Origin of the sequence: Streptomyces sp. SolWspMP-5a-2 (assembly GCF_900091845.1) — a bacterium.
GTDB classification, from domain to species: Bacteria; Actinomycetota; Actinomycetes; order Streptomycetales; family Streptomycetaceae; genus Streptomyces; species Streptomyces doudnae.
Window position 1 is genome coordinate 1 of sequence record NZ_FMCI01000267.1, and the last position, 26,430, is coordinate 26,430.

Consider the following 26,430-nt stretch of genomic DNA (forward strand, 5'->3'; position numbering starts at 1 on the left):
TCCTCGGGGCCCGCCGCCTTCGGCACGTCGGCGCGGCCGATCCCACCGGTCCGCGAACGGCTCGTGGCGCGTTCGCCGCCTGCCGTGCGTCGGCGCCGGACCGCCCGGTGCGCCCGCCTGCCGACTGCGGGCGACGGGCGGACGGCGGAGGGCGGAGGCGGCGGGCCTCGGGCATGGGGCGGCGGGGTGCAAGGCGGCCGGTTGCGCTCGCCGCCCGCACGCCGACCGGCAGGCGTGGAGACGGCGGGTGCAAGACGGCCGTTCGCCCTCGTGGCCCGCACGTCCTTGTCCCGCACGTCCTCGTCCCGCACGTCCTTGTCCCGTACGTCCTCGTCCCGCACGTCCTGGTCCCGCACCGGTCGCCGACGCACCGCGCACCGCGCACCGCACACCGGCATCGACACCGGGCGGCCGGCCTGTCGGTGTCCAGCAGCAGGCGGCGTCCGGCTCCGGACCGCCGTCCGGTCGGTGGCCGGTGGCGGTCACCGGCCGGACCGGGTCCGGCCACGCACCGCCCGCCCACGGCCGCCCCGGCCCCGCCCGTCCAGAGCCTCGCCCCGAGCGGCACCGCTCCCCCGCGCACCACGTCCCGCCGCGGCACGCCCCCTCCGGTTCGTGTGCCACGGCCCTGCCGATCCACGTCCCGCCGTCCCCCGCAGGAAAGGTCCGCGCATCACCATGTCCGACGACACTCTCGGGGCGGTCAGACCGGCTCCGTCGGTCGCGGAGCGGCTCGACCGTCTCCCCGTCCTGCCCACCCACCGCCGCATCACCACCGTGATCGGCATCGGCCTGCTCTTCGACATGTACGAGAACAACCTGTCCGGCACGCTCTCCCAGGTGCTGCGGACGGACTTCGCCCTCACGGCGACAGACGTGAAGCTGGTCCTCGCGTCGGTGTTCCTCGGCCAGTTCTTCGGGGCGATCCTGATGGGGCGTCTCGCCGACCGGCTCGGCCGCCGCCGGGCGTTCCTCGTCAACCTGGCGATCTACTCGTTCTTCTCGCTGGCCGGGGCGTTCTCGCCGTCCGTCGGCTGGCTGATCGCGACGCGGTTCCTGGCCGGGATCGGCATCGGCGCCGAGCAGACGCTCAGCGACAGCTACCTCGCCGACGTGCTGCCCGCCCGGCACCGCGGCCGGCTGATGGCCTGGGCGTACACGCTCGGGTTCTGCGGGGTCCCCGCGGTGGGGCTCACCGCCATGTGGCTGGTGCCGCTCGCGCCGTTCGGGGTGGCGGGCTGGCGCTGGCTGTTCGCGCTCGGCGCGGCCGGTTCGGCGGTGGTGTGGGCGTGGCGGCGGGGTCTGTTCGAGTCGCCCCGCTGGCTCGCGGCGGTCGGCCGGCGTGCCGAGGCCGAGGCGCTGACCGCGCGTCTCGAGGCGGAGGCCAGGAGCCTCGGCAAGCCGCTGACCGAGCCCGCAGCGGGCCGGGACGCGGACCCGTCGGGCGGCGCGCCCGAGCCGGGCGGACGCGGGGTCGACCCCGGGTCCGCGGTGCCGTCCGGCCCGTTCCTGCGGCAGTTGTTCTCGCCGGGGCTGCGGCGCCGCACGGTGCAGTGCTGGCTGCTCTGCCTGCTCTCGACGGTCGGCTACTACGGCTTCGGCACGCTGGCCCCGCTGGTGCTGGCGGCGAAGGGCTACGACGTGGTCCAGGGCCTGGGCTACACCGCGACCGTCTTCGTCGGCTATCCGGTGGGGGCGCTGCTCGCGGTGCCGCTGATGGACCGGGTCGAACGCCGGTTCCTGGTGGCCCTGTCGGCGCTCGGCATGGCGGTGGCGGGCCTGGGCTTCGCGTTCGCCGGGTCGGCGTCGACGGTGATCGCCTGCGGTTTCGCGTACACGCTGGTGAGCAACGTCTTCTCCAGCGCCTCGCACGTCTTCCTGGCGGAGCAGTATCCGACGCGGATCCGCGCCCAGGCGTCGGGGACCGCCTACTCGCTGTCCAAACTGACCGCGGCCGCCCTGCCGTTCGCGCTGCTGCCGGTCCTGGAGCGGGGCGGTCCCGGGACGCTGTTCGCGACGATCGCCGCGGCCATGGTGGCGCTGGCGGCGGCGGTGGTCCTGCTCGGTGCCCGCGGCGCGGACCGCACGGACGAGGCCGGGGCGCCGGTCGGCTCGTCCTGATCGGGCACCCCGAAGGCCGCCGCGATGAACCGTGCGAAGACATGGCGGAGTTCGGGGGCGCTGCTGCTGTACGGAGTGCTCGTCTGTGCGCACATGGGGGTTCTCCCAGGACGGGGCCGCCGCCGCGGATTCGTCGTGAATTCGGGGCGCGGCCGTGCCGAATCCAATCGGACGGTGCACGTGAGAACGTTCGGTCCAGCGCGCGCCGAGCGGGCCGCGCAAGGGAATTAGAGCAGACCGAAATGGACGCGAAAAGAGTTCCGGATAAGCGTCAGAACCGGGTCAGGACGGCGTCAGAATCGCGTCAGGGGGCGCTGCCAGAATTCACTGCGAGATCGTGCGGATGAATTGTATTTCCTGGAGGAGAGCGTGCCGGAGAGCACATTGCGAAGCTACAAGCTCTACATCGCGGGAAAAGACGTGGACAGCGAGGAATGGGTCTACACGGTTGAGTCGCGCTCCCTTCTGGAGGATGTCTTCACCAGTGTCGGCCTGAAGCGCGAGCTGGAGCGCAACCCGGAGTCGGAGCAGAAGACGCACCCGTACGTGGCGGGCCGGTGCGCCGTGGCGGGCGACACCGCCGTGGCGCTGGCCAGCGAGGCCGCGGCGGCCGCGGCCCCGGGCTGGGCGGCGGTGCCGCTGGACCGGCGGATGCGGCTGGGGTCGATGTTCCGGGAGGAGCTGATCCGCCAGGAGGACACCTTCATCGAGATGCTGGTGGCGGAGGGGCACCCGGTCAGCCTGGCCCGCTGGGAGCTGAGCTGCCTGCTACAGATCTACAGCGAGGAGAGCCTCGGCTGGTACCGGGAGCAGATGCACACGGAGATCGCGCACGGGGACCGCCGGCTGATCGTCCGCCGCCAGCCGGACGGCGTCGTCGCCTTCCACCCGCCGCAGAACGCCCCGGCGCCGAGCGCCGCGCTGGCCGTGCTGGCGGTGATGGCGGGCAACGCGGTGGTCGTGCGGGCGCCGCGCAGCATCGCCCTGAGCACCATGTGGCTGCTGCGTGACGTGGTGGGTCCGCTCCTGGAGGAGATCGGCGCGCCTCCCGGGGTCCTCAACGCGATCTGCGCCAACCCGGGCCGGACGCTGAACCAGTGGCTCGAGGACCCGCTGATCGACGACATCTTCTACATCGGCGGCAGCACCGAGGGGCTGCGCTTCCAGCAGGAGTGCGTGGCGCGCGGCAAGAAGCCGATCCTGGAGCTCGCGGGCAACGACGGCATCGTCGTCTGGCGGGACGCCGACATCCCCCGGGCCGCCGAGGCGATCTGCGAGGCGTTCTACGGCTCCGGGCAGATCTGCATGGTGCCCAACTACGTGCTGGCGCACCCTGAGATCGCCGACCGGCTGATCGCGGAGGTCGCCGCGTGTGCCGCCGCCGTGCGTCCCGGTTATCCGGAGGACCCGGACGTCCTGCTGTCGCCGGTGCGGCGCAGCGAGCGGTTCTTCGACCTGCTGCGCCAGTCCTACGGGCAGGGCGCGCAACTGGTGACCGGCGGCAGCCGCACCGAGGTCGACGGCACCCCGTCGGACACCGGCGTCTTCCTCCAGCCGACCGTGCTGCGGATCGACGGACTGGCGGACGCGCGCAAGCACGACGTGGTCCGGCAGGAGACCTTCTTCCCGCTGCTGCCCATCGTGGTGCTCGACCCGGCGGGCGACGAGGACCTCCTCGACCATCTGATCGACTTCGTCAACACCAACGAGTACGGGCTGCGCAACTCGCTGTGGGCGGAGTCCGAGACGGTGATCTCCGCGTTCGTGCAGCGGATCGGCAACGGCGGTCTGCTGAAGATAAACGACTCGCACATCGGCTTCCTGCCCTACCTGCCGAGCCACGGCGGCACCGGTCTGACCGGCGGCGCGTTCGGCGAGGCCAACTACCCGATGCTGAAGACCTCGCACCTCCAGGGGGTCAGTGTCGCCCGGGGCGTCCGGCCGCGGGACGCGGTCTTCGGCAGCTGACTTTCCCACCCACGACCGGAGGTCTTCCGTTGTTGCGTTCCCTCGACACCGCCCGAGAGCTGTGCCAGCAGTACCATCCGGGGCTGATCAAGGCGCTGGAGAGCATTCCCTACGAAGAACGCGAGGCGGCCGGGAGTCCGGTGATCGGCCTCTTCCGCGACCACGGGGGCGCGGGCCTGATGGTGCCGCGCGCGTACGGTGGTCTGGGGGCCGACCTGCTGGACGCGATCCGGGTGCAGCGGGCGCTCGGCTCGGTGTCGCCGTCCCTCGCGGCCGCCACCGCCATGCACCACTTCACCGCGGCCATGCTCTACGAACTGGCCGGTACCGCAGGACGTCTGACGGCCAGTCAGATGAAGGTGCTGGGCGGGATCGCGCCCCGGCGGCAGCTGATGGCGTCCGGCTGGGCGGAGGGCAAGACCCAGCAGAACATCCTCGTCCCGTCGGTGACCGCGGTGCCCACGGACGACGGTTACCTGCTGACCGGCAGCAAGAAGCCGTGCAGCCTGGCCGGTTCGATGGACCTGCTGACGGTGAGCATCGCCGTGCCCGGCCCGAACGGACCCGAACTCGCCCTGGCCCTGGTGCCCGCCGACGCTCCGGGGATCACCGTCAGCCCGTTCTGGGGCAACGACGTCCTGGCCGCCGCGGAGAGCGACGAGGTGCGCCTGGAGGACACCCCGGTCGCGGCCGACCTCGTGATCCGCACCTCGTCCGACGACCCGCACCGGCTCGACGACCTCCAGACCACCGGGTTCGTCTGCTTCACCCTGCTGATCTCGGCCGGGTACGCGGGCGCCGCCGCCGGGCTGGTCGCCACCGTGCTGGAGCGCGGGCGCGGCAGCGAGGGCGACCGCGCGGCCCTGGCCATCGGCTGCGAGGCCGCCTTCGCGCAGTTGGAGGGCGCGGCGCGCGCGGTCCGTGACGGGCTGGCGGGCGAGGCGGCGGTGGCCGAGGTGCTCGTCGCCCGGTACGCCGCGCAGCGCGCCCTCGCGCACGCCGCGGACCAGGCCCTCGACCTGCTCGGCGGCATCGACTTCATCCGCGGCTCGGACCGCAGCCGACTGGCCATGGCGGTGCGCCCGCTGGCCTTCCACCCGCCGGGTCAGTCCTCCGCCGCCGAGCCGCTGCTGTCGTGGTTCACCGGCGGCCCGCTGGAACTCTCCTGACCCCCACCCCCTTCCTGGAGCAGCGTCATGACCGCCCTGACCACCGCGACATCCGCCCCCGACACCGAGGAGAAGATCCTCGGTCTGTACCGGGCCCATCTCAGCAAGGGCCGGGCCACCGTGGCCGAACTCTTCGGCAGCCACATGGAGGTCGAGTCCTCCGGCGCCTGGCTCACCACCAGCGACGGCGAACGGTTCCTCAACGCCGGCGGCTACGGCGTCTTCCTGATGGGCGCCCGGCATCCGCTGGTCGTCGAGGCGGTCGCCCGCCAGCTGCGCACCCACCCGACCGCGACCCGCATCCTGCTGGAGCCGACGGTGGCACGGGCCGCCGAGGCGCTGCTGTCCGTGGTGCCCGCCGGTCTGGAGCGGGTCCACTTCGCGCTCTCCGGCGCCGAGGCGGTGGAGGCCGGACTCAAGCTCGCGCGGGCCTCGGGCCGCCGCCGCACCGTCGCCATGCGGGGCGGCTACCACGGGAAGACCCTGGGCGCGCTGTCGGCCACCGCCAAGGAGGTCTACCAGAAGCCGTTCAGGCCGCTGCTGCCGGACTTCACCCACCTGCCGTTCGGTGACGCCGACGCGCTGCGGACTGAACTCGCCGCGCACCCCGGCGAGGTGTGCGTGATCTTGGAGCCGGTACAGGGCGAGGGCGGAGTCATCATCCCGCCCAAGGGCTATCTGCGTCAGGTCGAGGCGCTGGTGCGGGAGTTCGACGGCTTCCTGATCCTCGACGAGGTCCAGTCGGGCTTCGGACGGCTGGGCGAGTGGTGGGGCGCCGACATCGAGGGCGTGCTCCCCGACGTGCTGCTGGCCGGCAAGGCGCTGGGCGGCGGGGTGGTGCCGGTCTCCGCGGTGATCGCCACCCGGCAGGCGTTCCGCCCCTTCGACCTCGACCCGTACATCCACACCGGGACGTTCGCCGGTCAGCCGCTGCTGATGGCCGCGGTGCAGGGCGCGGTCCGGGCCGTCGGCGAGGAGCACCTGGTCACCCGGGCGATGGAGCTGGGCGCCCGACTGCTGCCCGCCATCACCGAGATCGCCCGGCGCAACCTGGGCGACCTCCTCGTCGAGGTGCGCGGCAAGGGGCTGCTCATCGGGGTCGAGCTGACCGAGGCGGGGCTCGCGGGCGAGCTGCTGATCGAACTCTTCAACCACGGGGTGGTGGCCAACCACTCGATGAACGGCAGCTCCGTGGTGCGCTTCACCCCGCCCGCCGTGCTCGACGACGCGGACGTCCGCCATCTGCTCGACGGCTTCGACCTGGCGACCCGTGACCTGATCCGCAACTCGACGACCATGCCCGAAGGGCGATGATCCGCCATGCGACACGTACTCCTGGAGGCCCTGGTCCCCGGCGCGAAGGCCGAGGACGTCCTGCACGCGGTCCGGCGGTGGGAGCGCTATCCCGAACTGGCCCCGCACGTCCAGTCGACGACCGTGCACGCGACGTACCCCGAGCCGGACTGCACGTCGAGCTGGGAACTGCACTTCCGCAGCGGCCTGTTGCGCTGGACCGAGCGTGACGAGTTCCTGGTCGACGCGCTGGAGATCCGCTTCGAGCAGACCGAGGGCGACTTCGACACCTTCCGCGGCACCTGGTCCCTCGTCCAGCACGACGACGACGTGAGGGTGCGCTTCGAGGCGGACTTCGACTTCGGCATCCCCAGCCTCGAAGGCATCCTCGACCCGATCGCCGAGCGCGTCGTGAAGGAGACCGTCGCGTGGGCGGTGGCCGGGATGCACCCGGGCACCGAGATCCTCGGCGGGATCGCGGGCCCCGAGACCGCCCGCCCCGGCGCCGCGACCCCCGCGTAGCCGCGGCCCCTGCGGCGCGGACGGGGTGAACGGCTGTGCCCTGACGCCCCGTTGGGCGCGGACGGGGTGAACGGCTGCGCCTCGCCGACCCGTTGGGCGCGAGCGGGGTGAACGGCTCCGTCCCCGCTCCGCGCGCCCCACCGCGCCTCCTCCCCTCCCGTCCCCTCCCGTCCCCACCCGTCCCCACCCGTCCCCTTTCGGTCCCTCCCCCGGACCGGCCCACTGAGGAGTCACCCATGGACCAGGCCAACCCCTTCGAGACACCACGCACGTTCACCCTGCACCGGGCCGAGTACCTGGTGGGCCTCGCGGTGTCGACCGTCCTGATGGTCGTCCACTACGACGAGATCCGCTGGCTGCCCGCGGTAGCCCTGTTCCTGTACATCGACGTCATCGGCTACCTCCCGGGCGCGCTGGCGTTCCGGCGCAGCGACGGGCGGCCGATCTCGAAGACGTACTACACGCTCTACAACGTCATGCACAGCCTGATCACCCAGGGCGCGGTCGTCGGTCTGTGGTGCTGGCTGATCGGCCCCGAGTGGGCGCTGCTGGTCATCCCGTTCCACCTCTGCGGCGACCGGGGCCTGTTCGGCAACTTCATGAAGTCCTACGCGCTGCCCTTCGAGCCGGTGCGGCAGCAGGGCTACCTGCGGCTCCTCGACGACCTTGGCCTCGCGCACCCCAAGCCGGTCGGGCACGCGACCGAGCCGACCCCGGTGGGTCACGTCCCGGCGCAGATCCCGACCCGGCCGGCCGGCTGACCGCGCCCCACCCCTGCATCCACGCCCGACCGAAGGAGAGGTCACCGCTGTGACCACCGGAACCGACACACCGGACGCCGTGGGCGTCCCCGCCGCCGCGCCGCGGCCGGTCGCCCGCGAGGCCGACTGGGACGAGGCCCCCGGCCTCCTCGACGGCGCCAAGAGCCTCACCCTCGGCCCCGCCGACTGCGACCTGGCCTACTGGATCACCTCCGTCGCGCAGGGCACCCTGCGCGACCGGGGCGAGACCGGCCACCACGCCGACGCGACGGTGCCCCGCTTCCTCACCGAGCCCGGTCCGCTGCGCGAGGCGCTGATCCTGGAGTTCGGCTTCCGCGGCCTGTCGGAGGAGATCGCCACCCGGCTGCTCGGCCACTACGTGCCGATCGCGCCCGGGGTGCCCGAGATGGAGTTCTACGCGACGCAGCTCATCGACGAGGCCCGGCACGCCCGGGTGTTCCGCAACCACCTGGTCGAACTGGGCATGCCCGCGGCCTCGTTGCTCGACGACATCGACGCGCTCGCGGCCGACTACCGCCGTGACGTCCTCCAGCCCGTCGTGGACTTCACCCTGGACGTGGTGCGCGACAAGGGGGACTTCATGGGCGGCGTCGCCGTCTTCGCCATCGTCATCGAGGGCGTGCTCGCCCCCGCCGCCGAGCTGAGCGAGCGCAAGTGGACGCCGCTGTCCCCGGCGACCGGCGAGATCTCCCGGGGCACCGCCATCGACGAGATCCGGCACCTGACCGTGGCCAGCACCATCCTGCGCGACCACCTGAAGCGCGACCCCGGCTCCCGCGACCACATCATGGAGATCATCCAGGCCGGGGTGAAGCTCTGGGACGAGGTCCCGGACCGGGAGTACGTCATCCACCGCGAGGAGCTGTTCCAGCAGGGCATGGCCGCCCACGCGGACCTGATCGGCGACTACGAGATCTGGCCCGGGGTGAAGATGCTGGAGACGACCCCGGAGCAGCGCTACGACATGGCCGACCGGTGGACGGAGGAGATGGCCGAGGTCCGGATGGCGTACATGGGCCTGCCGGTGGAGGCGCTGGCGGGCGGCGGCACCGTATGAGCGGGGCCGCCACGGCGCCCGCGGCGGTGATCGCGGGCATCGGCCGGTACCTGCCGCCGGACGTGGTCACCAACGACGACCTGACGGCGCGGCTCGACACCTCCGACGCATGGATCAGGTCGCGGACCGGGATCGCCTCCCGGCACGTGATCGCGCCGGGCACGGCCACCTCGGACCTCGCGGTGGAGGCGGGACGGCGGGCGCTGGCCTCGGCGGGCGGCGGCGGCGCCGAGGCCGTGGTCCTCGCCACGACCACCCCCGACCAGCCCTGCCCCGCCACGGCTCCGCTGGTCGCCGACCGGCTCGGGCTGCGCGGGGTCCCCGCGTTCGACGTCTCGTCGGTGTGCAGCGGCTTCCTGTACGGGCTGGCCACCTCGGCGGGGCTGATCGCCTCCGGCACGGTGGGCAGCGTCCTGCTGATCGCGGCGGACGCCTTCACCACGATCATCGACCCCGCGGACCGGGGCACCGCGGTGATCTTCGCCGACGGCGCGGGCGCCGTGCTGCTGCGCGCCGGGCGGGCGGACGAACCGGGCGCCGTCGGGCGGGTGGTGCTGGGCAGCGACGGCTCGCTCGGCGGGCTGATCGAGGTGCCCGCGGGCGGTTCGCGGCAGCGCTCCTCGGGGGTCGCCCCCGAGCCGGGCGACGAGTTCTTCCGGATGCGCGGCCGCGAGACGTTCCGGCACGCGGTGGGCCGGATGACCGAGTCGTCGCGGGCCGCCCTGGCCGCCGCGGGCTGGGAGGACCCGCTCGACGCCGACCGGTTCGCCGCCCACCAGGCCAACGCCCGCATCCTCACCGCCGTCGCCGAGGAGCTGGGCATCCCGCAGGAACGGCGGCTTTCGAACATCGAGTGGACCGGCAACACCGGGGCCGCGTCGCTGGCGGTCCTGCTGGCGGAGGCGACCGAACGCGGCACGCTGCGGGCCGGTCACCGCACGCTGCTCACCGCCTTCGGCGGGGGGCTCGCCTGGGGGGCGACCGCCCTGGTGTGGCCCGAACTGAAGACGCTCGACGACTGACCGACCCCGCGGCGCACCCGTGCCGCGCCCCCTCCCGCCGCACCGGGCGGCGGGACCCGTGCCGGTCCGCGCGCCGGACCGGCCCGACAACGAAGGATGACACCGTGTTCGAGACCCTCAAGGAAATGCTGGTCAGCAAGCTCAAGGTCGCTCCGGAGCAGGTCACCCCGGAGGCGACGCGGGAGGACGTCGAGCTGGACTCGCTCGCCGTGGTGGAGCTGTCGCTGCTGCTGGAGAAGGAGCTGGGCCTGCAGATCAGCGACGACGAGCTGCTGGAGGCGGCGACCATGGGCGACATGGCGGACCTGATGGTCGAGCGGAGCGCCTCGGCATGACCTCCGGTGCCGACGTCGCGGTCACCGGCCTCGGTCTGGTCACACCGGCCGGGTGCGGTACCGCCGCCTCCTGGGCCGGTGTCCTCGACGGCCGGCCCACCGCGGCTCTCGATCCCGAACTCAAGGGCAACCCGGTCCAGTTGTCGTGCCGGGTGCCCGGGTTCGACGCCGACGTCCTGCTGGGCGCGCGCCGCGCGCTGCGCCTCGACCCCTTCACGCGGTTCGCCCTGGTGGCGGCCCGCGAGGCGATCGCGGACTCCGGGCTCGACCCGGCGGAGTGGGACGGGGCGCGGGTCGGTGTGGTGCTGGGGTGCGCCGACGGCGGCCCCGGCACCGTCGAGGCCCAGCACCGCACGCTCCTCGACGAGGGCGCGCACCGGGTCTCGCCGCTGCTGCTGCCCATGCAGCTGCCGAACATGATGGCGGGTCAGACCGCCATCGAGTTCGGCGCCACCGGGCCCAACCTGGTGGTGGCGACGGCGTGCGCCTCGGGCGCGACGGCCATCGGGGTGGCGCGTGACCTGCTGCTGCTCGACCGGTGCGACGTGGTGCTGGCCGGGGGCGCGGAGGCGATGATCACGCCGCTGGTGATGGCGGGCTTCGCGCGGATGGGCGCGCTCTCGGGCCGGGAGGACGATCCGGCCACCGCGTCCCGCCCGTTCGACGCGGGGCGGGACGGCTTCGTCGCGGCGGAGGGCGGCGCGGTGCTGGTCCTGGAGCGGACCGCGGACGCGCGGGCCAGGTCGGCGCGGATCCGCGGCCGGGTGGTCGGGTACGGGGCGGGCGCGGACGCCCATCACATGACGAGCCCGCATCCGGAGGGCGCGGGCAGCGAGGCGGCGGTGCGGGCGGCGCTCGCCGACGCGGGAGCGGGCCCGGGTGACGTCGGGCACGTGAACGCGCACGGCACGTCCACCCCGCTCAACGACCTCGCCGAGGGGCGGATGCTGGCCCGGGTCCTGCCGCACGGTCCGGTCGTGACCTCGACCAAGGGGGTCACGGGACACATGCTGGGCGCCGCCGGTGCCGTCGAGGCCGCGCTGACGGTCCTCGCCCTGGAGACGGGGGTGGTGCCGCCCACCGCGGGCCTGTCGACGCTCGATCCCGGGCTGGACATCGAGGTGGCGACCGCCCCGGCCAGCTGCCCGGACGGCGTGGCCCTCAGCAACTCGTTCGGGTTCGGGGGCCAGAACGCGGTCCTGGCCCTCGCCAGGGCCTGACAGCCGGGGCAATCGGGGGCGGGTGGGCCTTCACGGTTTCCGATCACCGCGGTGCCGGTTCCTCCGCGCGGCCCGGTCCTGGTACCTCCCCACCAGGACCGGGCCGCGCGGGTGTTCCCGTCCCGCCCCGTACCTCGCTCCCCCAACGCGCCTGTCTGAGAAGCCCGTTGGCAGGCCCCGTCCTTCGCGCGACGGCCCCGGCTCCGCTGTCCCGGAGTCGGGGCCGTTCCCGTCGCCCCACCGGGCCGCGAGCGCGACGGTTCCCCGCGGGCGCGGGGTGCCGTCGCATCGGCGGCTCAGTGGCGCTCCGGGGGGGCGTCTGCGGCCCGAAACGGGTCGGCCGCTCCCCGCCGGCCGACCGGCGCGGGGGCGGACGCGGGTGGTGCCTGGTGTCACAGAGCGGCCTCGGGCACCAGGGCGCGGGGGTCGAGGGCCGGGTCCTGGTTGAGGATGTCCTGCAGCAGCCTGCGCAGCTTGGCCGAGGGCTCCAGGCCCAGCTCGTTCACCAGCCGCAGCCGCGCCCCGTTGTAGGCCTCCACCGCCTCCGCCTGCCGGCCCGCCCGGTACAGGGCCAGCATCAGCATCTCGGTGAGCCGCTCCCGCCAGGGGTGGATGGCGCTCATCCGCTTCAGCTCGCTGATGGTGTGGACCGGATCGGCGAGCTGCATGCCCAGCCAGAGGGTGTCCTCGACGACGGCGAGGTACTCCTCCGACAGCGCCAGGGCGACGCTCTGGCACATGGGCCCCTGCGCGACCCCCTGCAACGGCTCGCCGCGCCACAGCGACAGGGCCTCGCCGAAGAGCCGGTAGGCGCGTTCGGGGTCCCTGCGCATGCATTCCTTGGCGCGGGAGGAGAGGTCGCGGAAGCTCTCGGCGTCGACCGCACCGGCCCGCAGGTCGAGCGCGTAGCCCGAGGACCGGGTCAGCAGCTCCGGCGCGGTGTGGGCGGGTCCCGCCAGCTTCTGGAGCGTCCTGCGTAACCGGTAGACGTGCGCCTGGAGCGAGTTCTCGAAGGTGGCCGGCGGATTCTCGCCCCACAGCTCGCCGTAGAGCTGCTCGGCGGACAGGGGCTGTCCCGGACTGATCAACAAGGCGGTCAGCAGGGTGCGCTGGAGGCTGCCGGTCATGGTGTGCGTCCGGTCTCCCGCGCGTATCTCCAGGGGGCCGAGGACCCGGAAGAACAGGCCGGTACCCCGCGCGCCGAGCCGTTCCGCTTGCACCGCGGACACTCCCTCAGTGCTTTTACTCAACTTATCCGTACGGAAAAAGTTGTGCATTTGTTCTTTCCTCCGATCGCGCCACGCGGATACCTCATCCATTGACTCCGCAGACCCCGTTTTCCACAAGAGGATGAAGACCGACCACAGCAGTAACCGGACAGCACACTTCCGGACGCGATATGACACCGGCACTGATCCACTCAAGAAACATTCCCGCGAAAACATGGACATTACGCCGTTCGGACAGGCCGAGATGGCCGAGTACCAGGTGACAGCAGTTGGCCGATTCGAACATCCAGTCGCCCGGCGGGCAATAAATACCTTCCCAATTACCTCTGAGGTAATTGACGGCCGACGATTTATGGGATCATTGACTCGCTATTAACCCGGCGGAGCGCTCACGGCGGGCCCTGCGCCATGTCCCGCTCACCCGAGCGGACCCTTTCACGAGATTCCGTCTGCATTCCGCCGTGCCCGATAATCAGGTCCCGCTGTGGCTCTCCCCTCCGTTCGGCGCCCGTTCCGCTTAATCTCCGCGGCCGCTCGGGTCACCGGGTGCGGGACGCCCCGCGCGGGACCCGCCGCGGGGGCACCGCCGCGGACCTCCTGCACAGGGAGGCGTCCGGACGGACCGGTCGAATGCGAACCACGTTCGAGATACCGACCAGATCGGCGCGCCGGTCACCCCCGCTTCCCCCGGCGTCCGGCCGCTGACCGTTTCCGTGATTTCGCTGTGGGAGTCCTGTCCGAACGGTCCCCGTCCCGCGGCGGCCCCGTGCGGCGGGTCCGGGTGCGCAGAGCGCGGTGCGGGGCCGCTCCGAAGCTGGAGCGGCCCCGCAGGAAAGGGCGTTCGCACGGCGCCGACGGGCGCCCGGTCGGGTCCCGGCTAGGCGGTCGCCACCAGACGCCTCAGATGGCGGCCGAGGCTGTGCTGGACGGCGGCGGCGTGGTCGAAGAGGTAGAAGTGACCGCCCGGATAGGTGGTGGAGCCCAGGAAGGGGGTGCCCAGGCGCTCCCAGGCGTCCATCCCGGCCGCCGGGAGCAGCGGGTCGTCCGCTCCGCCGTAGGCGGCGACCGGGCAGGGCGCGGGCGCCCCGTCGTCCCGGAAGCGGCTCACCGCGACGAGGTCCCCGCGCAGGGCGGGCAGGAGGGTGGCGAGCGTGGCCGGGTCGAGGGAGACCCCGCTCGGCATCATGCCCAACTCCGCGACCCGGTCGACGAGTTGCTCGTCGGTGAGGTCGGCCACGCTCTCCCGTCCCGCTCCGGGCGCGGGGCCCGGTGCCCAGCCGGACACCCCGAGGAGGGCCGGGGCGGGCCCGCCGTCGGCCGCCACGGCGACCGCGAGCCGGTAGCCGAGGAGCGCGCCGAAGCTGTGTCCGAAGACCAGGTACGGACGGTCGTCGAGTTCGCCCTCGAAGGGGTCCCTGAGCGCGTCGACGAGGGCGTCCAGGTCGTCGTACGGCTTCTCGCGCAGCCGTTCCTGGCGTCCCGGGAGCTGGGCGAAGCGGGTGTCGAAGTCCGGCGGGAGGGTCGCCGACCAGGCCCGGTACTGGGCGGCGGAGCCACCGGCGTGCGGGAAGACGAAGACGGTGTACGGGGCGTCGGGACCGGTCTCCGAGGCGGTGAACCAGCGCGCCGGCGGCGTGCTCACGCGCCCTCCGGCACGGCCTGCCGGACGGCGGGCAGCAGCACCTCGGCTATCTCCTGGAGCTGGGCCTCCGGGCGCAGCGACCCGATCCGGATGACGATGTGCCGGGCACCCTCGCGGACGTAACCGGCGAGCCACTCGGCGCAGCTCTCGCTGGAGCCCCAGGCGTAGGCCTGGATGGCGGACATCTGCTCCAGGGTGCGGCCGTAGTAGTGCTCGATGTAGTCCTCGAGACCGGCGCGGGCCCGGCGTTCGTCGGCGTCGACGCTGATCGTCGCGTACAGGCCGGGGGTGACGGCGCCGTCGGGGCGTCCGGCGTCCCGGCGCAGTTCCTCGATCCGCCGCCAGGCCGTGCCGTACGCCTCGGAGGACGGCAGGAAGGGCATCCAGCCGTCGTAGAGCCGGGCGACCCGGTCGAGCACCCGCGGGGTGTCGCTGCCCGCGAGCCAGAGCGGCGGTCCGTCGGGGCGGGGCGGGCTGACCAGGCGGTCGAGGCCGGACGCCTGCCAGTAGCGGCCGTCGAACGCCTCCGGGGCGCCGGGGCGGTCGCTGGCCCAACAGGTGCGCCACAGCGCGGTGATCTCGTCGAGCCGTCCGGCCCGGCCCGCGAACGAGGCGCCGACCGCGGCGAACTCGTCCTCGGTCTCCGGGACCGGGAAGCCCGAACCGACGCCGAGGACCAGCCGGGCGCCGGTGATGTGGTCGAGGCTGCTGACCATGTTGGCGCCGATCAGCGGGTGGCGCAGGGCGGGTGTCAGGGCGGCGGTGCCCAGGGTGATGGAGCGGGTGGCGGCGCCCACGGCGGAGAGCACGACGAGGGGGTCGAGCCGGGGGCGGGCGGTGAGCGAGTCCCCCGTCCACAGCGAGTCGAACCCGAGTTCCTCGGCTCGTCGAGCGAAGTCCAGGAGCGGCGAGGCACTGTAGTCACCCAGGATCGCCTGCTCTCGGGTGGGCAGCAGGACCCCTGTACGGACCGGCCGGCGGACGACGCTCATCGAGCACCTCTTCCTTCTCTGATCAAGGGAACGGTGGTGCCGATCCAACCAACAGCGGCTGACAGGCTGCTGACGGTCCGTCTCGTACCGGTCAGGTGCACTAGAGTCGGCCCTCCTTCTGTCCGTGGAGCCATCCGTACGACCGCGAGGAGCCCGCAGTGACCCAGCCCGCCGCGCCTCTGGACGACCTGCTCGATCTGATGCCGTTCGCGAGGACCACCGGGGTTCAACTGGCTGAGGCGGACGCCTCGTTGGTCCGGGGCAGCCTGGCGTGGGCGCCGGAGCTGTGCACGGCCATGGGGGTGCTGCACGGCGGCGCGCTGATGACGCTGGCGGACAGCGTGGGGGCGGTGTGCGCGTTCCTGAACCTGCCGCCGGGCGCGACGACGTCGACGGTGGAGTCGAAGACGAACTTCTTCCGCGCGGTGCGCTCGGGCACCCTGCACGCGGTGGCCAGGCCGCTGCACACGGGCGGCTCGATCGTCGTCGTGCAGACCGAGCTGTCCGACGACGACGGGCGCGCGGTCGGTATGACCGTCCAGTCGCAGGCCGTGCGCGGCGGCGACCGGGGCTGACCGGGACGGGGCTCCCCGCCGCGCCGGCGGCGGGGAGCCCGGGTGGGTCCGTGCGTCAGCTGAAGACGTGGGCCAGGTAGTCGAGGAGCACGTCGCCGTCGCCCGTCACCCGGATGCCGGGGGCGGTGGGCGGGACGCGTCGCTTGAGCAGGGGCAGGAGCAGTTCGCCCGGGGCCTCGACGGTCACGTGGGGGCGCGCTGAGCCGGGTTCGAGCAGGGCCGGGCCCTCGGGCAGCAGGCCGAGCAGCCACTGCCCCGGTCCGCCGCCGGAGTCGAGGGCGCGCACGAGGATGCGTTCGCCGGACGTCCGCAGGCGGGTGAACTGGGGGTCGAAGAAGGCCGCGGAGGCCGGTTCGGCGACCAGGGCGAGCAGGACGCCGACCAGTTGCTCGGAGACCTCCCGGTCCAGGGCGGGGGCGGCGCCGAGCACGGCCTCGGCGTCCAGGCGGTGGATGCCCGCCTCCAGCGCGCCCCAGGCGGCCCAGAACCGGGCGCGCTGTTCGCCCAGGCACGTCCAGACCGGGCGGTCGGGGCCGCCGGACTCCAGCGCGTCGAGCAGGGCGGCGGCCGCCCGGTCGAGGGGTTCCCTGCCGCCCTCGGCGATCCGGATGCCGACCGGGCTCTTGGCGTGGGCGTGGGTGAGGGTGTCGACGTAGGCGGGCCAGGGGGCGTCGGGGTCGACCTCCTCGTCGGCGACGTCCCCGAGGAAGGCGTGCGGGGGCCGGAAGTCGGTCGTGCCGCCGGTCAGCAGGCCCGCCGCCCAGGTGAAGCCCGCGTGCAGATGGGCGGCGAGGTCGGCGGCGGTCCAGCCGGGGCAGTCGAGGACCGGGGTCCCGGGGTGGAGACGGGCCAGCGCGGTGGTCAGGTGTCCGCTCTGGCGGCGGATCTCCGCGCAGAGCCGATAGTGGTCGATCCAGTACACGTTCTGTCCTCGGACGGTGGGTGACGGGGGTGCGGGGCGTGGTCAGCCGTCCCGGCGGGCGTCCTCCCGCTCGGGCGCGGACCCGGTTCCGGTGGGGAGCAGGCTCTCGATGTGGGCGCTGAGCAGGTCGACCCGCGGCTGTTCGAAGACCGCGGAGGTCGGCAGGGTGATCCGGAACGTCGCCTGGAGGACGTTGCGGATGTCGACCGCGTTGAGCGAGTCCATGCCGAGCGCGGCCAGCGGGGCGTCCGGTTCGACGTCGTCGGCGTCGCGGAAGCGCAGCACGTCCGCGAGCCGGTCGCGCACGAGCGCGTTGACGGCGGCGGAGCGGGCGGGTCCGGGTTCGGCGGGCAGGGTCGCCGGGTCGGTGGCGCCGCCGACGGGCCGGGCGGTGACGAGCGCGTCGAAGAGGGGGTTGGCGGGCCTGCGGGCGACGAGGCGGTCCCAGTCGCAGCGGCCGACGAGGATCTGTTCGCGGCCGCCGTCGAGGAGGCCGGGGAGGAGTTCGGCGGCCTCCGCCGTGTCGAGGGGCACGACGCCCTGTGCCTGCCAGCTCCTGAGCGCCGCCGGGTCCGGGTCGTCCGGGGCCCAGGGGCCCCAGTCGACGACGAGGGCGGGCAGTCCCGCCTCGGCGCGCCGGGCCGCCAGGTGGGCGAGGAAGGCGTCGCCCGCGGCGGGTCCGGTGGCCAGCGCCGAGCCGACGCAGGCGGCGGCCGTGGAGCAGAGCAGGAAGAAGTCCGCGCTGTCCAGGGCGGCCGTGGCCCGGTGCAGCAGCCAGGCCCCGTAGACCTTGGTGGTGAAGACGGTGTCCAGGTTCCGCCAGGTCTGCTCGGCGACCGGGAGGTGGTCACCGGCCGCGGCGGCGTGCACGACGCCTCCCACCACCCGTCCGGCGTCGGCGAGTTCGGCGAAGACCCGCTCGACGTCGTCGGCCGACCCGAGGTCGCAGCGGCGGACGGTCACGGTGACGCCGTCGCCCAGGTCGGGGGCGTCGGCGCCGGTGCGGCCGAGGAGCAGCAGGTCGCGGGCGCCGAGGGCGGCGAGCCTGCGGGCCAGGCGCAGGCCGACGGTGCCGAGTCCGCCGGCGACGACGTAGGTGCGGTCGGGCCGGATCTCGACCGTCCGCTCCGGACGCGGCGCGGGACCGGCCGGACGCAGCCGCCGTACCCAGCGGGTGCCGTCGCGGTGGGCGATCTCGGCCTCGGTGTCCGGCGCGGCGGACCACTCGTCGAGCAGGGGGCCCGTGGTGTCGGCACCGGGTTCCAGGTCGACCAGGGTGACGCCGTAGCCGGGGTGTTCGACGGCGAGGCCGCGGGCGAAGCCCCAGAGGGTGGCCGCCGCGGACGGGTCGGACGGGGTGTCCGTCCCGGTGCCGCCCGGCAGGATGTGGGCGCCGCGGGTGACGAGCCACAGGCGCTGTCCGTCGCCGAAGCCCGCCTCGGCCAGGGTGGCGAGCAGGGAGAGCAGGTCCTCGTAGTTGCGGGCGCACTCGGCCCGCAGCCGGTCCGCCTCCGACGTGCCCTCGGGGGCGGGGCGCCAGAACCAGGCGACGTCGCGGGGCGGGCCCTCGCGCAGGGCGGCGAGGAGTTCCCCGGGTCCGTCCGCGCGCAGGGGTTCGACGCCCGCGCCGGGCGCCTCGTCGAGGAGGCGGGCGCGGAGGTCGTCGGGGGCGCCGAGGAGCAGGACGCCGCGCTTGCCGCCGGGTGCGCCGGTCGGGCGGGCGATCCAGTGCTGTTCGTGCAGGAGCGGCAGTTCCGCGCCGTTCCCGGTGCCGCCGGCGCGTTCGGCGGCCCAGGCGGCCTCCGCGGCCCGGCGCTGCGGGGTGGGCAGCCAGTAGGGCCTGCGGTCGAACGGGTAGGCGGGCAGCGGGATGCGGGTGCGGGGCGCGTCACGGTGGTAGCCGGTCCACGAGACGGCCACTCCCGCCTCGTAGGCCCCGGCGAGGGAGCGCCGGACCATGTCGCCGGTGCCGTCGTCGCGGTGGGTGCTGGTGAGCCAGACGTGTTCGGGGTCGGTGGCGGTGGTGCGGGCGAGGGAGGTCAGGGCGGTGGAGGGCCCCATCTCCACGAAGACGTGGCGTCCGCGCCGTTCCACGGCCTGCACGCACGCCTCGAACTGGACGGGTTCCAGGAGGTGGCGGATCCAGTAGTCGGGGGTGCCCATCTCGCCCGCCCTGGCGACGCGTCCGGTGACGTTGGAGACGACGGCGAGGGTGGGCGTGCGGAACTCGACGGTGTCGAGTTCGGCGCGGAACTCGTCGGCGATCTCCCGCATGAGGGCGCTGTGGTAGGGGGCGGCGCCGCGCAGCATCGTCACCTTCACGCCCTGCTCGGTGAGCCGGGCCGCGGCGGCCTCCAGGGCGGCGGTGGCGCCGGTGATCAGGCACTGGGTGGGGCCGTTGACGGCTCCGACGGCGAGGTCGGGCCAGGCTTCGACGAGCGGTGCGACGTCGGCGGCGGGGGCCGCGACCGCCGCCATGCCGCCGGTGTGCTGGACCCGGCCGCTCAGCCGGCCGCGGGCGGCCACCAGCCGGGCCGCGTCCTCCAGGGAGAAGAGTCCGGCGGTCGCGGCGGCCGCGTACTCGCCGAGGCTGTGACCCACCAGCACCGAGGGGCGCACGCCCCAGGACTGCCAGAGCCGGGCCAGGGCGTACTCCAGGGTGAACAGGGCGGGTTGCAGGTGGCGTGCCTCGTCGACGCGTCCCGGCACGTCGTCCTCGTCGCGGACGAGGGTGCCGGGCGCGAGGCCGGTGAGGGGCGTGAAGACCCGGTCGCAGGCGTCGACGGCCTCCCGGAACGCGGCGTACTGGCGGTAGAGGGACGCGCCCATGCCGGGGTACTGGGTGCCGGTGCCGGAGAACAGGTAGGCGACCTTGGGGGTCGACGCGCGGGCGTTCGGCGCGGGTTGTCCGAGGTCGGCGAAGCGGCGGGCGAGGACGCGCGCGAGGTCGTCGCGGTCGCTCACCGGGTCGGCGATCCGGTTGCGGAAGTGGGCGCGGCCGACGTTGGTGGTCCGGCACAGGTCGGTGACGGACAGCTCGGGGCGGCGGGCCAGGTGGTCGATGTGGCGGGCGACGAGACGGCGCAGCGAGGCGCGGTTCTTGGCGGAGAGGGTGAGGACGGCGCCGGGCGGCTCCTCGGTGCCGGTGCGCCGTTCGGTGCCGTCGGCGGACGCCGTGGTCTGCGCGGGCGGTTCCTCCAGGACGACGGTGGCGATGGTGCCGGTCACGCCGAAGCTGTTGACCAGGGCCCGTCCGACCCCCACGCCCGGCCAGGGCCGTACCTCGGTGGGGACGGCGAAGGGGGCGTCCTGCCAGGCGATGACGGGGGACGGGGTGACGAGGTTGAGGTGCGGGTAGACGGTGCGTTCGCGGAGCTGGAGGATCGTCTTGATGAGTCCGCCGACGCCCGCGGCGCCCTCCATGTGACCGATGTTGGTCTTGAGGGAGCCGACGAGGACCGGGTCGGCTCCGCTGTGCGAGGCGCCGAAGACGCCGGTGATGGCGTCGGTCTCGGTGGGGTCGCCCAGCGCGGTGCCGGTGCCGTGCGCCTCGACGTACTGGATGTCCCCGGGCTCCAGTCGGCTGCGGCTCAGGGCGGCGCGCATGACTTCTTCCTGGGCGGCGCCGTTGGGGGCGGTCAGGCCGACGCTCTCCCCGTCCTGGCGGACGGCGGAGCCGCGGATGAGGGCGTGCACGGTGTCGCCGTCGCGCCGGGCGTCGCCGAGCCGCTTGAGGACGAGGACGCCGCAGCCCTCGGCGCGGGCGTAGCCGTCGGCCGTCTCGTCGAAGGTCTTGCACCGGCCGTCGGAGGAGAGCATCCCGCCGAGGGCGAGGACGGCCTGGCTGCGCGCGTTGTGCATGACGTTGACGCCGCCGACCAGCGCGACGCCGCACTCCCCCGCGCGCAGTGCCTGCACGGCGAGGTGGGCGGCGACCAGGGAGGAGGAGCAGGTGGTGTCGATCGACATGCTGGGGCCGCGCAGGCCGAGCGCGTAGGACAGGCGCCCCGAGACCCCGCTGTGGGTGAGTCCCGGGGCGAGGTAGGGGGTGAGGTCGGCGCGGTCGAGCTCGGTCGCCTCGAAGATGTAGTCGAGCGAGGTGACGCCCATGAAGACCCCGGTGTCGCCGTGGCGCAGGGAGACCGGGTCGATGCCCGCGTGCTCCAGCGCCTCCCAGGCGGTCTCCAGGGTCAGCCGCTGCTGGGGGGCGATGTAGGGGGCTTCCTTGGGCGACACGGAGAAGAAGGCCGCGTCGAACCGGTCCACGCCGTCGAGGAAGCCGCCGCGCGGGTGCTCCTCCAGCAGTCCGGTGTCCGAGTCGGCGTCGTGGCCCATCTCCCGGCGTTCGGCGGCCGGGAGCGGTCCGATGCCGGAGCGGCCCGCGCGCAGGAAGTCGGCGAAGGTGTCGACGTCGTCGTTCCCGCCGGGGCACCGCAGCCCCATCCCGACGACGGCGACGGGTTCGTGCTTCTCACGCAGCAGCCCGGCGAGCTGCTCGTCCTTGTGCCGCAGCTCCCGCAGCGCGGCGGCGAGCTCCTGCTGGGTCTCCCGCGAGGTCTGTGCCATGGTTCTCCTCAAGCCGGGACGGGGCGGTGGCCTCAGTCCGTCAGGTGGTCGATCAACTGCTCGGGGGTCGGCCGCCGGAAGAGGACCGTCGTCTGGATCTCGCAGTCGAGGGTCGACTCCAGAACCGACTTCACCTCGCTCAATTTCAGCGAGGTGAGTCCCAGGTCGAAGAATCCGGTCTCCAGCGGCAAGTCCTCCTCCTCCGTCATGAAGAGCGCGGACTTGAGTTCCCTCACCACCAGATCCTCGATTATCTCCCGGCGTTCATGCTCGGGCATGAGTGCCAATTCACGCATCACAGGAACCAGGCGCGACACACTTCCTCCGTACGTCGACACGGCTTCATCCGCTACAGGAAATCAACGGCCCCTGATACGCCGATGACACATGACTGACAGTCGGAGCACACGCCCGCCGAAATCGAAGTCGACTTTACCGGGGCAGTCTGATCGTTGTACTTTCTTTGCCATGTCGCCGAATGTTCCTGCCTCCCGAAGGAGCGCTCCATGACGCCCCGAATTCCCTGCCTCGGTCCCGAGGCGCTACCCGAATCCCTCCGCGCGCTCGACGAGGGGCGCATCATCAACCTGTTCAAGGTCCTCGCCCACGCCCCGAACGCGGTCGAGCCGATCGCCCGGGTCGCCGCCGCGCTGCTGGCCTCCGGCGGCCTCGACCCGGTCGACCGGGAGCTGGTCATCCTCACCTGCGCGACGCGCTACGAGTCCGCCTACGAGTGGGCCCAGCACATCCCGCTCTCCCGGGCCGCCGGGGTCACCGACGCGCAACGGGACGCCGTGCGCGCCGGTGACCACGGCGCGTCCGTGCTCAGCCCCGCCCAGCGGGGGCTGGTCGCGTTCGCCGCGGCGGCGGCGGACCGGCCCGAGGTCAGCGACGCCGTCTACGCGGGCGCGAGCCGCCACTACGACGACGAGCAGCTCGTGGAGACGCTGATCCTGGTCGGGTTCTACTTCCTGGTGGCGCGGGTCTCGACGGTGGTGGGCCTGGAGATCGACGCCCCCGAGGGTGAGGACGTGCTGCGCATGGCCAGGCTCATGCGGGACGGCTGAGCGATGGATCCTCGGCGCCCCGGGACGCGGTTCCGGGGCGCGCGGGGGGCCGGACGGAGGTTCCGGGAAAGGCGGGGCGGGGACGGGCGGGAAACGGCGTGCGACATTCTTCGGGGACGGCCGCTCCACGCGGCCGTCCCCTGTTTCTGCGGAGAGGGCAGGATTCGAACCTGCGTGGGCCGTGAGGCCCCACCTGAAGACTGACTCCAGGCACCCGATAAGCCACTCCGGGCACCTCTCCCTGTTTCCGTTCCCGGTGTTGTTCCGCCGGTCACGAGAACAACTATGCCGGGCAGCCCTGACGGAGTGCTGACGCATCCCTGACGCCTCGGGGCAGCTCTTTTCCGGTCTTCCGCAGAACGAGTCCCCGGTGTTTTACTCGCAGGACCAGAGAAATCTCCGGAAGGGGAACAGGAATGACTGCCGCCACGACGGACGAACCACTTCTCGGGGCCGTCCGCACCCATACCGGAAGCGAGAATCCAAGCTCCTTCCTGGCCCTCAACAGCGGAAACAGTACATACACCGTGCCCGGTCTCGACGGTGTGATCGTGTATCGCCGTACCGGCCGGTACGCGGTGCAGTTCGGCGGACCGTTCGCCGCCCCGGACGCATACGAGCCGCTCCTCGAATCCTTCCGCGGACACGTGAAAGGCGAGGGACTGGAACTCGTCGGGGTCCAGCTCCAGCGGGCGGACGCCGAGCGGTACGCCGCGCGCGGGTTCACCGTCAACCAGATAGGCGCGTCCTGGGCGGTGACGCTGAAGGACTTCACGCTGCGCGGCACGCGTTTCATGCAGCTGCGGAACAAGATCTCGCGGGCCCACCGCAACGGTCTGGAGATCAAGGAGGTGGACGCCGGGGAGTGGGGCGAGGAGATCGCCGCGATCGACGCGGCGTGGCTCGGCGGCAAGGACGGCGCCCATCAACTGGAGTTCCTGGTGGGGCAGGTGGGCGGCGAGGTGCAGCCCCTGCGGCGGCTGTTCGCGGGCACCATCGACGGCGACCCGGTCGCGTACATCTCCTACTCGCCCGTCTACGGCGAGCGCGCGGGCTGGATGCACGACCTGAGCCGGCGGATCCCGGGCGGCTCCCCCGGCCTGATGGAGGCCGTCAACGCGCACGCGATCGAGGTGTTCCGCTCCGAGGGCGTGCCGTGGCTGCACTTCGGGTTCACCCCCTTCACCGGCCTGGACGCGGCGCACGAACTCGACGGCCACAGCCCGGCGTTCCAGTGGCTGATGCACGCGCTGTGGGCGGAGGGCGCGGCGCTCTACCCGGCGCAGACGCAGCTCTCGTACAAGCAGAAGTGGGCGCCGGACGCGCTCATCCCGGAGTACGTCGCGTTCGACGGGCCGAGCGCGTCGCTCGCCTCGTTCGCCCACATCTTCCGCGCCTGCAAGGCGTTCTGACACCCCGGCGGCGCGCCGCGCCGCCCTTCCCGAGGTCCGCACGGACGAGGAGCTGACAACCGTGGCCGACGACGACGGCACCATCACGACGGAGAGCCTTCAGCACAGCATGGTGGAGAAGCTGATGGCCATCATCGGGGCCCCCGACGACGAGGACGTGGCGCGCTCCGCCGCCGAGGTCGTCAGGGCGCTCGACGCGCGTCTGACCGGCGCCTCCTGAGCGGGGACTCCGCGAGACGCCACGGAGGGCGGGACCCGGTGGATCCGGGTCCCGCCCTCCGTCGTACGGTGCCGTGCGCCCGGGGCGGGCCCGCGGAGTCCCGTCGTCCGCCCGGAGGGCGTCTCCCGGCGGGCGGGACTTCGCGGACACGACCTAGTGCCGTGACCGGAAAGGTTCACCGGCTCGCGATGCCCGGCACGGCACTAGCGGGTCGCCCCGCCCGGCAAAATCTGCCGGAACCCGGTGTACGGGACGAGCGCCTCCGGGATCCGCACCGCGCCGTCCTCGGTGACGCCCTGCTCCAGCAGGGCCGCGACGGTGCGGCCGATCGGCAGCGCCGACCCGTTGAGCGTGGCCACCGGAGCCTTGCGGCCGCCGTCCCCCTTGCAGCGGATGTCGGCGCGGCGGGCCTGGAAGGTGCCGCAGTCGGAGACCGAGGAGATCTCCCGGAAGGCGCCGCTGCCGGGCAGCCACACCTCGATGTCGTACGTCGTGCGGGCCGAGAACCCGAGGTCGCCCGCCGCCAACCGCACGACGCGGTAGGACAGTTCGAGCCGGCGCAGGCACTCCTCCGCGTGCCCGACCATCAGGTCGAGCTGGGCCGGGGCGTCCTCCAGGGCGCAGATCCTGACCAGTTCGACCTTCTCGAACTGGTGCAGGCGCAGGATGCCCCGGGTGTCGCGCCCGTAGGCACCCGCCTCGGCGCGGAAGCAGGGGGTGCGCGCGGTGAACGCGTACGGCAGGTCGCGGGCGTCCAGGAGCCGCCCGGCCAGCAGATTGGTCAGCGGCACCTCGGCGGTGGGGATCAGGAACATCTCCCGGTCCCCGACCTCGGTGCGGAAGAGGTCCTGCTCGAACTTGGGGAGCTGGCCCGTCCCGGTCATCGTCTCGCGGGTGACGAGGTACGGCACGGAGTACTCGGTGTAGCCGTGCTCGGCGGTGTGCATGTCCAGGAAGAAGGCGGCCAGGGCGCGTTCGAGGCGGGCGCCCGCGCCGCGTCCGACGCTGAAGCGGGCCCCGGAGAGCCCGGCCGCCGCCTGCGCGTCCAGGACGCCGAGGGACTCGCCGACGTCGGCGTGGTGCCGTCCGCCGCCGGCGCGCGGCGGCGGTCCGCCCCGGCGCACCTCCACGGCGTCCTCGTCGCTGACGCCGTCGGGCACCGAGTCCAGCGGGATGTTGGGGACGGACAGCAGCAGCGTCTGGAGGTCGGCCGCGGCGGTCCTGGCGGCCGACTCCGCCTCCCGGACGTCGGCCCGCAGGGCACGGGCGGCCTCCTTCTCCTCCTCCGAGGGCGGACCCGTCCGTCCCCTGGCGCGCGAGGAGGCGTTCAACTCGGTGCGCAGCCGGGTCACTTCGGCCTCGGTCTCGGCGCGGGCCCGGGTCGCCTTCTCCAGCAGCGCCGGGTCGAGGACGTACCGGCGGCGGGCCAGCCGCTCCACGGCCGCCGCCCCGGGGGCGAGCAGCTCGTTCGGATCATGCACGGGATCTCCTGGGGTGAACGTGAGGTCGCCCGTACGCCGCCGGGTGCGGACGGCGTACGGGCAGGGGTGACGGTGGGGAGGCGGGCCGCGGCTCAGCCGGCCGGCTTCGCGGGTGCCGCGCGCAGGTCGCCCGCGTACAGGTCGCCCGCGTAGCTGAGCAGAGGCGGCCCGTCGGCGGTGCGGACCCGCACGACGTGTCCGAGGAGCAGCTCTCCGTCGCCCGCGGCCTGCAGGGAGTGGAAGCGGCAGCTGTAGTGGGCGAGCGCCCCCGCCAGCAGCGGCGCCTTCGCGTAGCTGTCGGGCTGCCAGCTCAGTCCGTCGAACTGCTCGCTGCCCTGGGGGCGGCCGCTGTCCGCGAACCACCGGGCCAGGTCGGCCTGTTCACCGGCGAGCACGTTGATCGCGAAGCGGCCCTCGCGGGCGGCGAGTCCCGCGAAGGACGATCCGGTCCGCAGCACCACACCCACCAGCAGGGGCGTGCGCGACACCAGGGTGACGGTGCTCGCGGTGGTGCCGTGGGTGCGCTCCTCGGTGGCGACCGTGAGCACGGAGACCGGGGACGCCAGGTGGTACATGCCCCGGCGGCGCTCGGCGGGGTCCTGGCGCACCGGCAGACGGGCGTCGCGCACGACGGCTGCGGTCCCCATCACAGGGCCCTCCGTCCCTGAGCGGGGTGGTGCGGCGTCCCGGTGGGGGTCTGGTGGTCCATGAGTCGATCAGCTCCCGCGGATTCGGTGGATGGGGGGGGAGGCGGCGCCCCGGCGGGGCGCGCGTGCGGTGGGCGGCCGGGCTGCACGGCACCGCCCCGTACCGCTGGGCCAGGTCCCGCGGCGGC

22 protein-coding genes and 1 tRNA gene are annotated in these 26,430 nt (G+C 73.4%); 14 read left to right on the top strand and 9 right to left on the bottom strand.

Annotated features, from left to right (window positions below):
• The first annotated feature begins 678 nt into the window (after positions 1-678).
• The 10 genes from GA0115242_RS27090 (at position 679) to GA0115242_RS27135 (ending at position 11,489) form a co-directional block, all read left to right on the top strand.
• Positions 679-2,121 (top strand): MFS transporter, encoded by a 1,443-nt coding sequence (locus GA0115242_RS27090; protein ID WP_093832953.1) that lies wholly within the window; start codon positions 679-681, stop codon positions 2,119-2,121.
• 369 nt (positions 2,122-2,490) lie between these two features.
• The gene (locus tag GA0115242_RS27095) at positions 2,491-4,089 is read left to right on the top strand and encodes an aldehyde dehydrogenase family protein (RefSeq protein ID WP_093832955.1); all 1,599 of its coding nucleotides are present in this window, start codon (positions 2,491-2,493) and stop codon (positions 4,087-4,089) included.
• Positions 4,090-4,121: 32 nt separating this feature from the next.
• A complete protein-coding gene (locus GA0115242_RS27100; protein ID WP_093832957.1) occupies positions 4,122-5,258 on the top strand; it encodes an acyl-CoA dehydrogenase family protein in 1,137 nt (378 codons plus the stop codon).
• 27 nt (positions 5,259-5,285) lie between these two features.
• On the top strand, positions 5,286-6,572 hold the full coding sequence (locus tag GA0115242_RS27105) for an aspartate aminotransferase family protein (RefSeq protein ID WP_093832959.1): 1,287 nt from the start codon (positions 5,286-5,288) through the stop codon (positions 6,570-6,572).
• Between the two features lie 6 nt (positions 6,573-6,578).
• Entirely contained in the window at positions 6,579-7,073 is a 495-nt protein-coding gene (locus GA0115242_RS27110) for a type II toxin-antitoxin system RatA family toxin (RefSeq protein ID WP_093832961.1), read from the top strand.
• A 236-nt stretch (positions 7,074-7,309) separates the two neighbouring features.
• Entirely contained in the window at positions 7,310-7,834 is a 525-nt protein-coding gene (locus tag GA0115242_RS27115) for a hypothetical protein (protein WP_093832963.1), read from the top strand.
• A gap of 49 nt (positions 7,835-7,883) precedes the next feature.
• Positions 7,884-8,912 carry a VlmB-like protein gene (locus GA0115242_RS27120; protein ID WP_256089764.1) on the top strand — a complete coding sequence of 343 codons (1,029 nt, stop codon included), beginning with the start codon at positions 7,884-7,886 and terminating at the stop codon, positions 8,910-8,912.
• Positions 8,909-9,934 carry a beta-ketoacyl-ACP synthase III gene (locus GA0115242_RS27125; RefSeq protein ID WP_093832965.1) on the top strand — a complete coding sequence of 342 codons (1,026 nt, stop codon included), beginning with the start codon at positions 8,909-8,911 and terminating at the stop codon, positions 9,932-9,934. Before GA0115242_RS27120 ends, GA0115242_RS27125 begins: the two co-directional genes overlap by 4 nt.
• 104 nt (positions 9,935-10,038) lie before the next feature.
• A complete protein-coding gene (locus GA0115242_RS27130) occupies positions 10,039-10,269 on the top strand; it encodes an acyl carrier protein (RefSeq protein WP_093832967.1) in 231 nt (76 codons plus the stop codon).
• Positions 10,266-11,489, top strand: a complete 1,224-nt coding sequence (locus GA0115242_RS27135) for a beta-ketoacyl-[acyl-carrier-protein] synthase family protein (protein WP_093832969.1) — start codon at positions 10,266-10,268, stop codon at positions 11,487-11,489. The genes GA0115242_RS27130 and GA0115242_RS27135 overlap by 4 nt, the downstream gene beginning before the upstream one ends.
• 392 nt (positions 11,490-11,881) lie before the next feature.
• Here GA0115242_RS27135 and GA0115242_RS27140 read toward each other — a convergent pair whose 3' ends face one another.
• The 3 genes from GA0115242_RS27140 to GA0115242_RS27150 all read right to left on the bottom strand — a co-directional run bounded on the left by GA0115242_RS27140 (position 11,882) and on the right by GA0115242_RS27150 (position 15,352).
• Positions 11,882-12,709: an AfsR/SARP family transcriptional regulator gene (locus GA0115242_RS27140; protein ID WP_256089765.1), complete on the bottom strand. Its 828-nt coding sequence runs from the start codon at positions 12,707-12,709 to the stop codon at positions 11,882-11,884.
• A gap of 886 nt (positions 12,710-13,595) precedes the next feature.
• A complete protein-coding gene (locus GA0115242_RS27145) occupies positions 13,596-14,360 on the bottom strand; it encodes a thioesterase II family protein (protein ID WP_093832971.1) in 765 nt (254 codons plus the stop codon).
• A complete protein-coding gene (locus tag GA0115242_RS27150) occupies positions 14,357-15,352 on the bottom strand; it encodes an LLM class flavin-dependent oxidoreductase (RefSeq protein ID WP_093832973.1) in 996 nt (331 codons plus the stop codon). Before GA0115242_RS27150 ends, GA0115242_RS27145 begins: the two co-directional genes overlap by 4 nt.
• 200 nt (positions 15,353-15,552) lie before the next feature.
• On the opposite strand from GA0115242_RS27150, the gene GA0115242_RS27155 reads away from it, so the two are divergent.
• Positions 15,553-15,927: a PaaI family thioesterase gene (locus tag GA0115242_RS27155; RefSeq protein ID WP_093832991.1), complete on the top strand. Its 375-nt coding sequence runs from the start codon at positions 15,553-15,555 to the stop codon at positions 15,925-15,927.
• 55 nt (positions 15,928-15,982) lie between these two features.
• On the opposite strand, the gene GA0115242_RS27160 is transcribed toward GA0115242_RS27155, so the two are convergent.
• From GA0115242_RS27160 to GA0115242_RS27170, 3 genes are read right to left on the bottom strand one after another with little or no spacing between them, the layout of a single operon-like run.
• Positions 15,983-16,849 carry a maleylpyruvate isomerase N-terminal domain-containing protein gene (locus GA0115242_RS27160; RefSeq protein ID WP_093832975.1) on the bottom strand — a complete coding sequence of 289 codons (867 nt, stop codon included), beginning with the start codon at positions 16,847-16,849 and terminating at the stop codon, positions 15,983-15,985.
• A 42-nt stretch (positions 16,850-16,891) separates the two neighbouring features.
• Complete coding sequence (locus GA0115242_RS27165) at positions 16,892-21,415, bottom strand: type I polyketide synthase (protein ID WP_093832977.1); 4,524 nt, start codon at positions 21,413-21,415, stop codon at positions 16,892-16,894.
• Between the two features lie 32 nt (positions 21,416-21,447).
• On the bottom strand, positions 21,448-21,693 hold the full coding sequence (locus tag GA0115242_RS27170) for an acyl carrier protein (protein ID WP_237549337.1): 246 nt from the start codon (positions 21,691-21,693) through the stop codon (positions 21,448-21,450).
• A 228-nt stretch (positions 21,694-21,921) separates the two neighbouring features.
• Between GA0115242_RS27170 and GA0115242_RS27175 the strand changes: the two genes are divergently transcribed.
• Positions 21,922-22,482, top strand: a complete 561-nt coding sequence (locus GA0115242_RS27175; RefSeq protein WP_093832979.1) for a carboxymuconolactone decarboxylase family protein — start codon at positions 21,922-21,924, stop codon at positions 22,480-22,482.
• Positions 22,483-22,631: 149 nt separating this feature from the next.
• Here the strand turns inward: GA0115242_RS27175 and GA0115242_RS40930 are convergent.
• Positions 22,632-22,723 (bottom strand) — tRNA-OTHER (locus tag GA0115242_RS40930).
• A gap of 175 nt (positions 22,724-22,898) precedes the next feature.
• Between GA0115242_RS40930 and GA0115242_RS27180 the strand changes: the two genes are divergently transcribed.
• Both GA0115242_RS27180 and GA0115242_RS40935 read left to right on the top strand, forming a co-directional pair.
• Positions 22,899-23,894, top strand: a complete 996-nt coding sequence (locus GA0115242_RS27180; RefSeq protein WP_093832981.1) for a DUF2156 domain-containing protein — start codon at positions 22,899-22,901, stop codon at positions 23,892-23,894.
• Positions 23,895-23,955: 61 nt separating this feature from the next.
• Positions 23,956-24,114 (top strand): hypothetical protein, encoded by a 159-nt coding sequence (locus GA0115242_RS40935; RefSeq protein ID WP_176729923.1) that lies wholly within the window; start codon positions 23,956-23,958, stop codon positions 24,112-24,114.
• 203 nt (positions 24,115-24,317) lie between these two features.
• On the opposite strand, the gene serS is transcribed toward GA0115242_RS40935, so the two are convergent.
• Both serS and GA0115242_RS27190 read right to left on the bottom strand, forming a co-directional pair.
• Positions 24,318-25,595 carry a serine--tRNA ligase gene (serS, locus tag GA0115242_RS27185; RefSeq protein WP_093832983.1) on the bottom strand — a complete coding sequence of 426 codons (1,278 nt, stop codon included), beginning with the start codon at positions 25,593-25,595 and terminating at the stop codon, positions 24,318-24,320.
• 92 nt (positions 25,596-25,687) lie between these two features.
• On the bottom strand, positions 25,688-26,242 hold the full coding sequence (locus GA0115242_RS27190; protein WP_093832985.1) for a flavin reductase family protein: 555 nt from the start codon (positions 26,240-26,242) through the stop codon (positions 25,688-25,690).
• Between the last annotated feature and the right edge of the window lie 188 nt (positions 26,243-26,430).